The organism is Actinomycetota bacterium, from assembly GCA_030774015.1.
Lineage (GTDB): Bacteria > Actinomycetota > UBA4738 > UBA4738 > JACQTL01 > JALYLZ01.
Map to the genome: position 1 here is coordinate 1 of JALYLZ010000153.1, position 13,986 is coordinate 13,986.

The 13,986-nt window shown below is 69.2% G+C and carries 10 protein-coding genes; 4 read left to right on the plus strand and 6 right to left on the minus strand.

Going from position 1 to position 13,986, the window contains the following annotated elements:
* The first annotated feature begins 464 nt into the window (after positions 1 to 464).
* Positions 465 to 848, plus strand: a complete 384-nt coding sequence (locus M3Q23_15205; GenBank protein ID MDP9343407.1) for a P27 family phage terminase small subunit — start codon at positions 465 to 467, stop codon at positions 846 to 848.
* Complete coding sequence (locus M3Q23_15210) at positions 848 to 1,009, plus strand: hypothetical protein (GenBank protein MDP9343408.1); 162 nt, start codon at positions 848 to 850, stop codon at positions 1,007 to 1,009. Before M3Q23_15205 ends, M3Q23_15210 begins: the two co-directional genes overlap by 1 nt.
* A 630-nt stretch (positions 1,010 to 1,639) precedes the next feature.
* On the opposite strand, the gene M3Q23_15215 is transcribed toward M3Q23_15210, so the two are convergent.
* The 4 genes from M3Q23_15215 to M3Q23_15230 are packed head-to-tail and all read right to left on the minus strand — an operon-like array spanning position 1,640 to position 6,450.
* Positions 1,640 to 4,306 (minus strand): ABC transporter permease, encoded by a 2,667-nt coding sequence (locus M3Q23_15215; GenBank protein ID MDP9343409.1) that lies wholly within the window; start codon positions 4,304 to 4,306, stop codon positions 1,640 to 1,642.
* Positions 4,303 to 4,986 carry an ABC transporter ATP-binding protein gene (locus tag M3Q23_15220; GenBank protein ID MDP9343410.1) on the minus strand — a complete coding sequence of 228 codons (684 nt, stop codon included), beginning with the start codon at positions 4,984 to 4,986 and terminating at the stop codon, positions 4,303 to 4,305. The genes M3Q23_15215 and M3Q23_15220 overlap by 4 nt, the downstream gene beginning before the upstream one ends.
* Positions 4,976 to 5,686 carry an ABC transporter ATP-binding protein gene (locus M3Q23_15225; protein MDP9343411.1) on the minus strand — a complete coding sequence of 237 codons (711 nt, stop codon included), beginning with the start codon at positions 5,684 to 5,686 and terminating at the stop codon, positions 4,976 to 4,978. The genes M3Q23_15220 and M3Q23_15225 overlap by 11 nt, the downstream gene beginning before the upstream one ends.
* Complete coding sequence (locus M3Q23_15230) at positions 5,683 to 6,450, minus strand: hypothetical protein (protein MDP9343412.1); 768 nt, start codon at positions 6,448 to 6,450, stop codon at positions 5,683 to 5,685. The genes M3Q23_15225 and M3Q23_15230 overlap by 4 nt, the downstream gene beginning before the upstream one ends.
* A gap of 152 nt (positions 6,451 to 6,602) precedes the next feature.
* On the opposite strand from M3Q23_15230, the gene M3Q23_15235 reads away from it, so the two are divergent.
* Both M3Q23_15235 and M3Q23_15240 read left to right on the plus strand, forming a co-directional pair.
* Positions 6,603 to 7,295: a response regulator transcription factor gene (locus M3Q23_15235; GenBank protein ID MDP9343413.1), complete on the plus strand. Its 693-nt coding sequence runs from the start codon at positions 6,603 to 6,605 to the stop codon at positions 7,293 to 7,295.
* Entirely contained in the window at positions 7,273 to 8,634 is a 1,362-nt protein-coding gene (locus tag M3Q23_15240) for a HAMP domain-containing histidine kinase (protein MDP9343414.1), read from the plus strand. Before M3Q23_15235 ends, M3Q23_15240 begins: the two co-directional genes overlap by 23 nt.
* Positions 8,635 to 11,765: 3,131 nt before the next feature.
* On the opposite strand, the gene M3Q23_15245 is transcribed toward M3Q23_15240, so the two are convergent.
* Complete coding sequence (locus M3Q23_15245) at positions 11,766 to 13,163, minus strand: ATP-binding protein (protein MDP9343415.1); 1,398 nt, start codon at positions 13,161 to 13,163, stop codon at positions 11,766 to 11,768.
* The gene (locus tag M3Q23_15250) at positions 13,160 to 13,831 is read right to left on the minus strand and encodes a response regulator transcription factor (protein MDP9343416.1); all 672 of its coding nucleotides are present in this window, start codon (positions 13,829 to 13,831) and stop codon (positions 13,160 to 13,162) included. Before M3Q23_15250 ends, M3Q23_15245 begins: the two co-directional genes overlap by 4 nt.
* Positions 13,832 to 13,986 lie beyond the last annotated feature (155 nt).

Here is a 13,986-nt window from a genome sequence, read left to right on the forward strand (position 1 = left end):
TAGAGCACCGCCTGCTGGCGTTCGAGCGACGCTACGAGACCACCGCCAAGCCGTTCCAGTGGAAGTTCACCCGGAGGGACCTACGCAACCTGATGCGGCGGCTCGAAGAGCGACAGATCCTTTCCCCGGCGGCGTGAGCCAGGCCGCTGGTCAAAGGAATACGTTGGCGAACTTACGAGCCAGAGCACTTAGCCCCCCTAACGACACCCGTGTAGTTTGTGCAACTCCAGCAAACACCCGTGAACTTCTGCGAACGGGGGGCACGTCTCCCGGTGTCCACCCCGCCTGGTGTCGTCGCGGTCGCGCTCGTCTCTGTGGTGCCGGTGCGCCTGTAACTCAGCTCTCGCCGTGGTCGTGCTTGTCGGCGCTATGCCCCCTCGGCCTCAGTGCAGGGACGAGCCTGACCGGAGCATCGTCGGGAGTCGTGCCGCTCAATCCTTGAAGCCGGGTCAAGGATTGGGAGCATGGGAGCGCGAGGCACCATCCCGATGCCGGCCAACGTCCGCGAGCTGCACGGCAACCGTCACAAGCCGGCGGCCGAAGGTGTGCAGGCTGTCGTTGCCGCTCCCACTCCGCCGGCGGACCTCGACGCCGAGGCGAAGCGCGAGTGGAAGCGGGCGGTGGTGGAGCTCACCCGTCTGCGTCTGCTCTCGCTTCTCGACCGGGCCCTGCTTGTCACGTATTGCGAGGCGTGGTCAGTCAACCGCAAGATGGAGCAGCCGAAGCGGGCGGAGTGGTACCGGCTGAACGTCCTCCCTCTCGCCAAGGAGCTGGGGCTGACCCCGAACGCGAGGCTCAGGATGCGAGCGCCCGAGGTGGAGACCGCCGACGCGGAAGGACTCGACTGATGGCGCTCCCCGGAGCCATCGTGAATGTGCGGCTGGATCTCCTGGAGGAGCCGCAAGCCCTCTGGTGTGATCGTTGCTTCCTTCCCTCGCTGCTGTCTGTCCCGGTAGCCGTTTCGTTCGACGGTGAGCTTCGCAGCATCGGCACCTACACGTACTGCTGAGCTCTCGAACCCCCGGTGCCCCTGCCCGGGCGGCAATCAGCGCGGCCTCAAGCTGGGGCCAGCGGAGCGCGAGATCGACTGCCTCGATTGCCCTCTCCAGGTCCCGTCTCGGCCGAGTGGTCGAGTGGTCCTCCCTCTTGATGGAAGCACCCCGACGGCGCCGCGGCGTGGCGCCGGCGTACTTCTCGAACTCCTCGGGGGAGGGCGATGGGACCGCTTTGCCACCCTCGCTTCTTGCCATGGGGGCAGAGTAGATCGAGGTGCTGACGGCTGAGCAGGAGGCCGCACTGGAGCGCCCGCTCCGTGATTGAGCGGGCCCGGCGGCCGAGCTATTCCTCGCCCGTGCAGGGGCGACGAGCTGGCCGTCGGCCGCCGGTACGGGATGCGGCTGGTAGTGCGGACGGGCGTGCTCCTCGTCCAGGTTCAGCTCCTGGAGAAGGTCGGCCGGAAGCGCCACGTCAAGGTCCGTCACCTGGACAGCCCGCCGCCCGGCCTCGAGAAGTACGTCCGAACGCGGAACCTCGTCGTGGCCTGGGGGGAGCGCAAGGCCTTCCTTCGGGACGAGGAGCGCGCCGCCAGCTGGAGCGGACCTGAGAAGACGCTGAGAGAGAGGCTCCGATGGGAACGGTCTCACGGCTCGCGCAGGACCGTGGCGGCCCGGACGCGGTTGACGGCGAGGAGCGCGCCGCCGAGGGCCACCGCCGAGGTGGCCACCATGAACCCGACGAGGCCGGCGAGCGAGGCGATTGGAACGCTCAGCAGCGGCGGTGGGAGGTTGAAGAAGAGCCCCAGCACCCGGACCGTGAGCATGCCGAGGCCGAGCCCGACCGGCACGCCGATGAGCACGCTGCCCAGGACCGCGGCCATCCCCTCCTGTCCTGGTCCGGTCAGGACCTGCTGCGTGCTGGCCCCTGTCGCGCGGAGGATCGCGAACTCCCTGCGACGTTCGAGGACGAGGAACGCCCCCAGGACCGCCACGCCGATCGCCGCCACCAGCGCCCCCCCCAGCGACTCGATCCTGCTCAGTCCTCCCAGGTTGAGTGCCGTCAGCCCGCGCTGCGTCGGATTGCCCAGGGTCGATACGCCGAACTTCCCGTTGAGTGGACCCCGACGAAGCTCGGCGGCCACAGCGGTCGCCGAGCGTCCGGGCGCGACGCGGGCCAGGTAGAAGTCAGGCGGGGCCACCACCGATGGAGGCAGGATCGCGGTCGAAGTGACCATCTCCGAGAAGGGGGAATCCGGCGGGAAGGATCGGAACACGCCCACGACTTGCAGCTTCAAGTTCGTGCTGTTCTCGAAGTCGTCGGGGTAGATGATCAGCGGGAGCGTGTCGCCGGGGCGCACCGCGAAGTCGTGTGCGACCTCCGTCGAGACGACGACCCCCATGGGGTCGGCGGCGAGGCCGTCGAAGCCTCGGCCGTCGACGATCCGGGGCGCGACGGTGACCGTCGCCTGATAGGAGGCGAGGTCGACGGCCAGGATGGTCTTGCGGTCGCCCCCCGCCCGCGCCGGGACCAGACGGAACGGGCTGGTCGCCACCACGCCCGACCGATCGAGCGACGGGAGCGTGAACAGCGGGTCGCCCGGCGTGAGCCGGAGATCCGATCCCAGGGCCGACCGGGCGTCGGCCACCTTGGCGGTCCGGTACGTGGCCGCGAAGGCGACCACCTCGGTGCCGAAGGCCACGGCCAGGGCCCCGAGCAAGAGTGCGATCGCGGTTCGCGCCGGGCGCCGCCCGAACCATCGCAGGGACGCTCCTCCCCACGATGACAGCGGGCGGGCCCGCTCCGGGCGGGTCCGGCGGGTGAGGACGGCCAGCATGCCGCGGATGGACAACAGACCGAGACCCAACCACAGGGCGATTGGCGCGAGCAGCACGTAGAACGACAGGGCCAGGGACGTGATCGAGCCGGTGGGATCCTGTTTCAGCCCTCCGGCCAGCGCGTTGATGCCGAGGATCCCCCCGCCCACGGCGATGGCGACCACGTCCAGGTAGGCCCTTCGCCACACCGGCGTCCACCCCCGCTCCAGCAGTCGGCGCTCCAGCGCCACCTCGGAGCGACGGCTGGCCCGACGGAGACGCACGAGCCGGATCCCCGTCACCAGCGCACCCACGCCGAGGGCCAGGAGGACGTTGATCACGATCCGGCCGGGCGAGGTCCCGCTCCACACCGCGTGCCCGGTGACCGCACCCACGGCGAGCGCCGCCACGACCAACCCGATGATGGAGCCCACGAACCCGGCGATCCCCGCCTCGGCTGCGGCCACGCCCGCCACCTGCCCGCCGGTCGCTCCGCGCAGCCGGAGGAGGGCCTCCTCGCGGCGGCGGGCCTCCGCCAAGGCGGAACCCGCGGCGATCCCGAGCGCCCCCGCCACCAGCACGCCCGGGATCCCCAGCAGCAGGAAGAGAATCTTCGCGTTCGTGGCGTCGATCGAGGCTTCCGTCAGCGTCTCGAGCGTATTGTCGGCGACGAGGGCAGCGCCTGCCGCCTGTCGCTCGAGCGTTCGCCGGAACTGACCTGAGAAGTTCGCCGCACGCGCAGGGTCCGACGGGTATGCCAAGTGGTCCACGCTGACGTGGGCCTCGAGGCTGGCGGACGGCAGCTCGTCGGAACCGGGATCGAACGGCGGGAGCCCGCCGCTCGTCGCCCATTGGCGCAGGACGGGCAGCACGGCCCGTTCGAAGGTCGAGAAGTCGATGATCAGGGCACGGGGAAGGGTGACGATGTCGCCCTGCACCTCGCCGTACGGGACGGAGAACCAGGTGGTGGCCCGCCGGAGGTCGGCCGTGCCGGTCACGGGAAGCGTCAGCGCGAGCGGTGGGGCGTCGCCGGGCAGGCTGATCGTGATGGACTTCGCGGAGCCGAAGCCCGGGGTGTCGTGCAACGACTGGTCGAGCATCGCCCCAGACGCGAGCTGCCCGCTCACGACGCGAAGCCAGGGGCGGTGCTGGAGGTAGCTGGGGTCCACGGCGAACAGACGCGCGGTCCACCCACCCGAAGTGCCGGCGGCGTGCACGACTACATCCGCGGCGCCGAACGGCTCCACGCTTCGTACGCCTGGGACAGCGGAGAGCCGCCGACTCAGCTTCCCGACGTCCACGTTCAGTGAGGTCGTCAGGGCACGCATCTCGATCTGCACCGGTGCGAGCGCGACTCGAGTCATGGAGCGGGCGGCATCGTCCACGAAGAACAGGGTGGCCCCGAACATGGCCACAGGAAAGGCGACCCCCAGGGCTCCCAGCACCAGCCGGCGAGGGGCGCGGCGGACGGTCTTGCGGACGAGCCACAGCGTCATGGCTCGAGCCTCCCCGAATGTAGACGCAGGATCCGGTCGGCGTGACGCGCGACAGCTGGATCGTGCGTGACCAGCACGACGGCCGACCCCCGCTCCCTCGACGCCGACACGAGCAGGTCGGTCACGGCCTGGCCGGTGACGGAGTCGAGGCTTCCCGTCGGCTCGTCCGCCAGGACGACGGCGGGCTCGTTCACCAGCGCCCGGGCGATGGCGACGCGTTGCTGCTGGCCGCCGGAGAGCTGGTCGGTGAGCTTGGCGCCGTCCCCGTTCAGCCCGACTCGCTCCAGCGCTTCGGCCAAGCGACGGCGGCGAACGTCGGGCTCCACACCGTCGAGCAGCATCGGGACCTCCACGTTCTCCGCCGCCGTGGCCTGCGGCAGGAGCGTGAGCCCCTGGGCGATGAACCCGCAGGAACGCCGACGGAACCGAGCCCGTTCCGCCCCTCGCAGCGTGCTCCAGTCCACCCCGTTCACTCGAACCGTTCCCTCGTCAGGCTCGTCGAGCCCGCCCAGGAGGAAGAGCAGCGTGCTCTTGCCGGACCCGCTCGGGCCCATCACCGCCACCACCTCGCCCGCAGGGACGCTGAGCGACGCACGGTCGAGCCCGCGCACGGTCTTCCCGCCCGCCTCGAACGTTCGGGTCACGCTCACGACGTCCACCGCCGGCACGTCAGTCGGCATCGAACACCTGTCCGTCGCGCATGGTGAGCCGCCGATCCGCGCGCTCGGCCACCTGCGGGTTGTGGGTGACCGTGAGCAGGGTTGCTCCTTCGCGGTTCCGCAGCTCTGCGAGCAGGTCGAGGACGGCGGAGGCCGTCTCCTCGTCGAGCTCGCCGGTCGGCTCGTCGGCCAGGAGGATCTTCGGTTCCGGCGCCAGGGCCACGGCAATGGCGGCCCGCTGCGCCTCTCCTCCCGAGAGCTGGGCCAAGGTGTGGCGCCGCCGCTCCGAGAGCCCGACCCGTTCGAGCAACTCGTCTACCCGGGCCCGCACCGCTCGCCGGGGCCTGCCTTCCAGTCGCAGCGGCAGCGCGACGTTGTCGCCCGCGTCCAGGAGCGGATGGAGGTTGTCCCGCTGGAGCACCACCCCGACCGAGCGCCGGCGCCAACGAGCCCGATCCGGAGGTGAGAGCCGGGTGATGTCCTGCATGTCGACCATGACGGAACCGCCGTTTGGCTCGATGAGGCCGGCCAGCACGTGCACCAGCGTGCTCTTCCCGCTCCCCGACGGCCCCATGACGCTCGTCCACGACGCCCGCTCGAGGACCAGCCCCGCGTCCCGCAGCGCCACCGTCTCCACCTCCGTCTCACGGTAGATGTGGTAGAGCCCCCGGGCCTCCACCACGGGCCCGGCCCGCCCGGAATCGACAGACGCCGCCGTCATTTCGTGGCCAGGAGCGTGGAGAGCTGCACGACCTCGTGATGCCCGTTGACCACTCCGTTCAGGGCGACAATGCCGACGCCGCTCGCGTAGAACTTGTGCTCGAGCTTGGCCACGTCCAGCTGGTCGGTGTTCTCCGTCACCACCACGTTGTGGTAGGCGCCCGCAGGGGTCTTCACCGACGCGTCTGCACGCAGGACCTTGGCGACGTCCTCCGCCACGCCCGGCCGGTATTCCTCGCGGTACGGGCCGTCGGGAGTCGGATGCGCGGGCATGACGATGCCCGGCAGGGCGCCGTCGATCCCGGCTTCCCAGGATCCTGCAGTGCTGGTGACGGCGCCGTTCTTCAGTTCCTTCGTGTCTTCGCCGAAGTACCACACGTTGCCGGCCGTGTCCTGCGCGTACCAGTCGGTGGTCCGTTCCTCCAGGGCGCCGGTCACGATGTCTCTGACCACGATGCACTGGACCCCCATGATCGTCTTCGTGTCAGTGGTGACGGTGACCTCGATGCGCAGCGGGATGCCGTCGCGGGTCCCCGTGTAAACGGCCGTCGTTCCCGGCGTGAACGGCATGTAGGGGTTGGTGATGGCGGTCGAGAAGTTCGCCGAGTCGATCGTCGGATGATAGGGCGGGAACGAGTATCGAGGGGATGGAGCCGCGGTGCCGGTCGGGACGGGCACCGACGAGGTCGGCGGGGTCCCGCCGGCCGAGCTGCACGCGGCCAGTGCGGCCGCGGCCCCCATCAGAACGATCAGCTTCCGGATCATGGCTTCCTCCTCACCTAGGGCAACGCTACGGTAGGAGGACCCCGATAAGAGCCTGCTGAGAGGAGAGCGGGGCCTTCCGGGGCGCCGAGAACTCGAGGCGTTCTCAGCGCTCGCTTATGTTCCCGGGGGTAGCCTGAGCAGGGAGGTTCCCGGTGCGTGTGCTGGTCGTGGAGGACGAGGCGCCAATGGCCGACGTGCTGAAGCGCGGCCTGGAGGAGGAGGGCCTCGCCGTGGACGTGGCCGGGACGGGAGACGAGGGGGCGTGGTTCGCTCGCGAGTACGACTACGACGCCATCGTGCTCGACCTCATCCTGCCCGACCGGCCGGGCTTCGATGTCCTCGCCGAACTTCGGAAAGCCGGGCGGTGGGCCCCGGTGCTGGTCCTCACGGCTCGGGACGCGGTGGAGGATCGGGTCCGGGGGCTCGACCTCGGTGCCGACGACTATGTGACGAAGCCGTTCTCCTTCGACGAACTGCTTGCGCGGCTCCGGGCGCTGATGCGACGCGGCGCGACGGAGCGGCCGTCGGTGCTGTCTGTCGGGGACCTGACGTTGGACCCGGCCACCCGCGAGGTGCGCCGTGGCGACGCCGAGATCTCGCTTACCCCCAAGGAGTTCGCGCTCCTGGAGTTCTTCATGCGCTACCCAGACCGCGTCATCTCGAAGACTGAGCTCATTGAACACGTCTGGGACTTCGCCTTCGACAGCGATTCGAACGTCGTCGAGGTCTACGTCGGGTACCTCAGGCAGAAGATCGACCGGCCGTTCGGGGGTCGGAGCCTGGAGACCGTCCGGGGGGCCGGCTACCGACTCCGCGCCGACCATGAGCGTGCGGACCTCGCTTAGGCTTCGCCTGACCCTCGCCTTCGCCGTGGGTATGGCGGTGGTCCTCGCCGCGCTCGGCGCCTTCCTGTACGTCCGGATGGGGGCAACGCTGCTGCAGAGCGTGGACCTCGATCTGCGGTCCCGCGCGGGGCTGACGCTGCCCGCTCTCAAGCCGAACGGCCCCCTGCCGGTCGCGACCGGGCACAAGCTGATCGACCCCGACGAGGCCTACGCCCAGGTCCTCGACCGAGAGGGACGGATCGTCGACACGACGCCAGCGGTGGCCCGTGCGCCCATGGTCGATGCCGCCACCCTCCGATCGATCTCGCGCCCGACGTTCCTCACCCGGAAGGTCGTGGGCGTGGACGATCCGTCGCGGCTGCTGGTTGTCCCCGTTCGAGTGGGAGGGGTGGGGTTGCTGCTCGCGCTCGGCGCACCGCTCGGCGATCGAAAGGAAGCGCTCTCCAACCTCCTCCTGATGCTCTCGGTCGGCGGCCCCGGGGCGCTCGCGCTGTCCTCGTGGGCCGGTTGGGCGCTGGCCGGCGCCGCCCTTCGCCCCGTCGAGCGGATGCGGCGAGAGGCGGAGGCGATCTCCGTGTCCGACGTGGAGGCTCGCTTGGCCGTAGCGAGCACGAGCGAGCTGGCTCGGCTCTCCGAGACCTTCAACGACCTGCTGGCGCGATTGCAGGAAGCCCTGCAGCGGGAGCACCGGTTCGTGGACGACGCGAGCCACGAGCTGCGCACGCCGCTGGCCACGCTGAAGGCCGAGCTCGACCTGGCGCTGGCGCGGCCACGCGACGCCGCCGCACTGGAGGCCACGGTTCGCTTGGCGTCGGTGCAGACCGATCGGCTTGTTCGCCTGGCGCAGGATCTGCTCGTGCTGGCCCGGACCCGCGGGGGCCGGCTCCCCGTCCGGCGGGTCGATGTCTCCTTCCGTGGCCTGCTGGAGGAGGCTGCGGCTCCATTCCGGGAACGAGCAGCTTCCCATGGAGGTGTCCTCCATGTGGACGCCCCCGACGAGCCCGTGCACCTCGATCCAGACAGGATCCGGCAGGCGGTTCAGAACCTTCTGGAGAACGCGCTCAGCCACGGCGGGTGTTCTTCCGTCCGGGTCGCGGGCATTCGGGAGAACGGGACGCTCCGAATTCGGGTGGACGACGATGGCCCCGGCTTCCCGCCGCAGCTCGTCGACGGAACCGTCTTCCACCCGTTCGTCGGAGGGCCCTCGACCGATGGTCAGGGCGGCGCCGGGCTGGGACTCACGATCGTGAAGGCGGTCGCTGAGGCGCACGGCGGGCACGCCACCGCCGAGAACCTGGACGGGGGCGGCGCCCGCGTGGAGCTCGTCTTTGACGCGTGAGGCCATGCGTTCTTCGGGCGGGGGTCCAAGAGAGAAGCTGTCCGGCCGATCGGCGGGCTCGACGCCCCACCGGTACACGCCGTTGTGCCCCACGCTGTAGCGCCCGGGCTCGGGGAAGTAGGCGAGACCATGCGGGCCGTTGCCGACCCGGATCGCGCGCAACACGTGGCCCGTCGACGTGGAGATCACGGAGACCGAGTCGCCGAAGCGGTTCGACGCCCACAGCGTGGAACCGTCGGGGGAGACCTGCAGCATGTCGGGAGACCCACCCACATGCCACTTCGCCACCTGCCGCCGGGTCCGGAAGCTGATCACAGAGATGCTCCCCTCGATCCGGTTGCTCACGTACAGGAACCGACCGTTCCGGCCTACGGCGAATCCGTGGGCCCCTACCCCCGTGCGGATGAACGAGATCTGCCGGAGGTGGACGGGATCGACGACGGAGACGCCGGAGAGGCCCTGGTTCGCCACGTAGAACACCTTTCCGTCGGGCGACACCTTGACGTCGATGGGGCGCCCTCCCACCTGGATCGTCCCGGTGATGGCCATGGTCTTCGTGCTCACCCGCACCACGATGCCGCTGTACTCGCAGCTCACCAGGAGATAGGACCCGTCCGCGGAGAAGTCCATGTGGTCGGCCCCCGGCCAGGGGATCTTCACCTGCTTGAGGAGCTGCCAGGTGTGGGGGTCGCGGAACTGGATGAGCTGGTCGTACTCGGCGACCACGATGGCTTTGGTCCCGTCGGGGGTGAAGTACAGGTTGTACGGGCTTGCCACCGGGATGCTCCGGAGGATCCTTCCGGTGCGAGGGTCGATGACCTGGAGCCGGTCGCTCCCCGGGTTGTCCACGTACAGATGCTTGAGGTCCCACGACGGGGTGACGTGGTGGGGCTGGCCGCCCACGCGCAGCTGCCTCACGACCCGATACGTTGTCGGATCGATCACGTCCACGGTCCCGTCCAGCGTGTTCGGCACGTACACCCGCTCGGGAATCCCCCGCACGGTGGGGCTGAAGTCCTGAGGTCCGTCCGCCGCGTACACGGAGCTGAGGGGAGGAAACGGCAATGCGTAGCTGTGACCCGGCGGGGAAGGGGTGGGACCCTTCGATGTGGCGGGAGGGCTCGGAGCGGTTGGCGCGGACGCCGGTGTCGGTGTCCGTCGCGTGATGGCGTGATGTTCGGCGGCATCGGGACCCTCAGTAACCTCGCCGGCCAGGGCGGCACCCATGCCCAGAATGTTGAGCACAACCAGCGAGATCAGCGTCACCCGCCAGGAGGGGAGGCGGAGATTGCGGTGCACGTGTCCGCCCGGGGTCATGTGCGCGGATCGTACCCCGGCACCGGCCTTTGAACGCGGGTCGGCGCGGAGCGCCGCCACACGGGGCCGCTGCACCGTGGAGCCGGCCATGACATCACGGCTTCCAGCCTGCTGGCCTTCGCCATGCAGTTGGCCGGCTGTGTCCTGATCCGTCCAGGGCTCATGCCGTGACATGGGGGGGCGGCGCTCGTCGCGGCCGCCCCCCGGGATCGGGTCTCGAGGTGCTCTATGTCAGGGCTGCTCTCCGTTCGCGGTATCGCAATTCGGAGGGCATTCGTGGTTGACGTCTTGGCCGGCGGGATCCTCGTGGGTATCCGTCTCGTTGCCGCCACCGTTCTCCGAGTCGGTCTCGGACTCGGAAGCGCTCTCCGATTCGTCCCCATTCTGCGACCCCTGCTCGCCCGTCGGTCCGCTCGGCCCGGTAGGCCCGGACGCGTAACGAAGCGACCCGAGGCTGGCGTGCAGCTTGGAGGATGCCTTCGCGACGTGGGCGTGGCCCACCGATTTGACGGTCCGGGTGGTCCCTTGCCCCTTGTAGGAACTCGGGTGTGTCCGGGAGCTCGATGGTCCGGCACCGATCGTGAGCCACAGCCCCAGAGCCAGCGTGACCGTGACTGAAACGACTGCCAGTACCTTCCGCATTTCATTCACCTCCTCTCGTCGGAAGGACCGTACCCGAGGCTCTGTGAGACGACCGTGAAAACGGGGGCCTGGACGCCAGTTCTCAGCGAAGCCTCATCCCGATGCAACGGCGGGTTCGGATGGGGCGACGTGCCGGGTCAAGGGATGGCGGAGACCTCGGTGGTGTGACCGATCCGGGGAGCGACCCCGGGGGCAGGGCGAGCGAGAGGTGCTTCCCTTGCCCGCCTCGCTGGGCCAGATCCTGCCCCCCTGGGCGTTCACGATCTCCCGGCAGATCGCGAGCCCCAGCCCAGCGTGATCGCTCGAGCGCTCGATCAGCTGCCCACCCGAGGTCAGGGATCTGGGCGCCGTGCTCTCCAGGGGGGAGCTTGCAAGGAGCGGAACCGCGATCCGGAAGCAGCGTGACCTACGCACTGCTCCCTTCTTCGCTCTCGACCCGCTGCCCGATTGGAGCGCCGATGTCCGGCCCGCGACTAGGCTCTCCCGGCCGCGAGCGTGCTCACAGGACCCTCAGGACCTCGACCCGGGCCCCGTGTCGACGCTCGGGCCATCGCGCGCGAGGACGCTTGAGGCGGCGAGGGGCGAACCGGTCGGGCCTTGTCGACTCTCTCAGGACTGCTCGCCGTTGGTCGTTTCGCAGTCCGGCGGCCGCTCATGTTTCATGGCCGGGCCGTTGGGGTCCTCCCCTAAGCGGCACGTTCGCCGAAGTGGAGCGGGGGACGAGGCTTCCGTCCCCTGCTCACCAACAGCGATCTCCGTTAGCCCACCTCCAGAGGTCGACAATCCGGGGGACACTGATGGTCCGCACCCTGGGCATCTCCTGGGTCCCCGGCCACATCGTCGCTGTTGCTCTCGGACTCGCTGGCGGACTCGTCACTCGAGCCCTGAGGCTGCGAGCTCGGGGACGTCGAGACGGCCTTGGAGCTGCTCAGGCTCGCCGTGGCCGCGTGTGTCTGTGGGGTCTTGATGATGCTCGCGACCCGGGCGGGGGCGGGCTTGGCACTGGAAGGCCGATGAGCGGAGGCAGCCGATCCGATCCCGAGCCACAGCCCCACTGCCAGCGTGAGTGCGAGAGCGATTCCCATCACCAGCTTTCGCATACCCTTCACCTCCTTCCGATTCCACGGCCCGCACCGTAGCAAGAGGCCGATGAAACCAGGGTGAGAGTCCCGCTATGGACTCCGGAGGGGGAGAGCGAGCGAGAACGAACTTCCCCGCTTCAACTCGCTCTGCGCCGACATACACCCACTGTGGGCCTCCATGATCTCCTTGCAGATGGCGAGGCCAAGCCCGCTACCTCCCTCGCGCCGAGACCGGGCGGAGTCCACCCGGAAAAAGCGGTCGAAGACGTGGGGCAGCACGTCCGGCGGAATGCCGGATCCCGTATCGGCAACGGTGAGTCCCGCCTCGCCCGCTCGGCACCACACCGAGACGGTGACCGCCTCGCCCCGGCCCGAATACTTGATGGCGTTCTCAACGAGATTGGCGACCACCTGCTCCAGCCGATCTCGGTCTGCCCACACCGAAGCGCCGTCTCCCTCGACGTCGATGCGAATCCGCTTGGCGTCCGCGAGCGGCCGCATGTTGTCGGCGACGGTCGCGGCCACGTCGTGAAGGTCGACGGAGGAACGGAGGAGCTCCAACTTGCCTTCGTCGATCCGCGCCAGCGTCAGGAGGTTTGCAACCATGCGGCTCATCCGCTCGACCTCCTCGCGGGCGCTCTCTAGGACACCTCGAGCCTCGGGTGAGAGCTGGTCCGACCGAAGGCTGACGTCGATCTCCGAGGCCATCACCGCAAGTGGGGTGCGGAGCTCGTGGGACGCGTTGGCCACGAACCGGCGCTTCTCCGCCACGCCGCGTTCCAGCCGGTCCAGCATCGCGTTCAGCGTGGTGGCCAGCCGCTGGAGCTCGTCTGAGGGGCTCGGAACCGCCACGCGCTCGTCCAGGCGGTCGATGCCGATCTCGGCGGCCTCCTTGGTCATCTTGGCCACCGGGAGCAGGGCCTTTCGGGCAAGCCACCACCCCCCGGCCCAGGCCGCCGCCAGCACGGCCGGCCCGGCGACCAGGAGCAGGACCAACAGCCGGTGCAGTGAGCGATTCGCATCTTCCAAGGAGGTGGCGACCACGAGCACCTCCCCGTGACGTGGTCCTGGCAGGGGCAGAGCGAGAACGCGGAAGGACTCACCGTCCGGTCGGAGCACCAGAGTCTGCCGGACCAGGCTGCCTTTCACGAGGTGGGTCAGGGCGGGCGAAGAGATCATGGGCCGCTCCGCGACGGTGTCATACGAGCTGCTCTGCAGCACCTCGCCTCGAGCGGACAGGATCTGGGCGGCGGCCTCCCCGATGGGAAGGCCCGCAAGCGAGGTGTCGGTCACGTCTTGGAACTCACCACCCCCCCCGCCTTGATAGGCAAGGGAGATCTGCGCGGCCCGAGAATCGAGAGACCGGTCGATCCCGGCCACGAGGTCGCTTCTCATCCGGATGAGCAGGAAGGCTCCCAATGCGGTGAGGATCACCGCGAGCAACGCGACGTACCACGCTGTCAGTCGGACCCGGATCGGAAAGCTCACGATGGCTCCATCGCGTACCCGACCCCTCGCACCGTTCGGATGAAGGGCCGGCCGAAGGGACGCTCCAGCTTCTTTCGCAGGTACCCCACGTAGACGTCCACAATGTTCGAGACCCCGTCGTAGTTGTAGTCCCACACGTGCTCGAGGATCCGAGTCCGGCTCACCACCTCCCCGGGGTGGCGCATGAGGAACTCCAGGAGCGAGAACTCGCGGGGGGACAGTTCGACGGGCCGGCCGGCCCGGGTGACGGTGTGGGCGGCGGGATCGAGTACCACGTCCCCCGCCGAGAGGAGGGGCGGGCGATCGGAGGGACCCCGCCGGATCAGGGCCCGGAGCCTGGCGAGGAGCTCACCGAACGCGAACGGCTTGACGAGGTAATCGTCGGCCCCGACGTCGAGTCCACGGATGCGGTCCTGCACCCCGTCTCGGGCGGTCAGCATCAGCACGGGAGCCCACCTGCCTCGTTCCCGCAGATCGTGGCAGACCCTGAACCCGTCCAGGCCGGGTAGCATCACGTCGAGCACGATCGCGTCGTAGTCGGCTTCGCTTGCCTGAAAGACCGCCTCCCGCCCGTCACCGACGACGTCGACCGCGTAGCCCTCCTGCTCCAGGCCCCGGCGAACTGCCCGGGCCATCTTGATCTCGTCCTCCACCACCAGGATCCGCATCGGCGCCTCGGAAGCCAGTCTCCTACCGCTTCGTGAGAATTCGATGATAATGCGGGCACGGTGGGCAAGATTCTCACGCTCCTCTCATCGACGGCGACGTACAAGAGGTATGAGCCCCGACGAGGAGGCACTGCAGTGAGACGTCGGCTTCGAGC

Coding starts and splice junctions, on each gene's coding strand:
- M3Q23_15205 (MDP9343407.1), top strand. CDS start 465: ATGGGAGCGCGAGGCACCATCCCGATGCCGGCCAACGTCCGCGAGCTG.
- M3Q23_15210 (MDP9343408.1), top strand. CDS start 848: ATGGCGCTCCCCGGAGCCATCGTGAATGTGCGGCTGGATCTCCTGGAG.
- M3Q23_15215 (MDP9343409.1), bottom strand. CDS start 4,306: ATGACGCTGTGGCTCGTCCGCAAGACCGTCCGCCGCGCCCCTCGCCGG.
- M3Q23_15220 (MDP9343410.1), bottom strand. CDS start 4,986: ATGCCGACTGACGTGCCGGCGGTGGACGTCGTGAGCGTGACCCGAACG.
- M3Q23_15225 (MDP9343411.1), bottom strand. CDS start 5,686: ATGACGGCGGCGTCTGTCGATTCCGGGCGGGCCGGGCCCGTGGTGGAG.
- M3Q23_15230 (MDP9343412.1), bottom strand. CDS start 6,450: ATGATCCGGAAGCTGATCGTTCTGATGGGGGCCGCGGCCGCACTGGCC.
- M3Q23_15240 (MDP9343414.1), top strand. CDS start 7,273: ATGAGCGTGCGGACCTCGCTTAGGCTTCGCCTGACCCTCGCCTTCGCC.
- M3Q23_15250 (MDP9343416.1), bottom strand. CDS start 13,831: ATGCGGATCCTGGTGGTGGAGGACGAGATCAAGATGGCCCGGGCAGTT.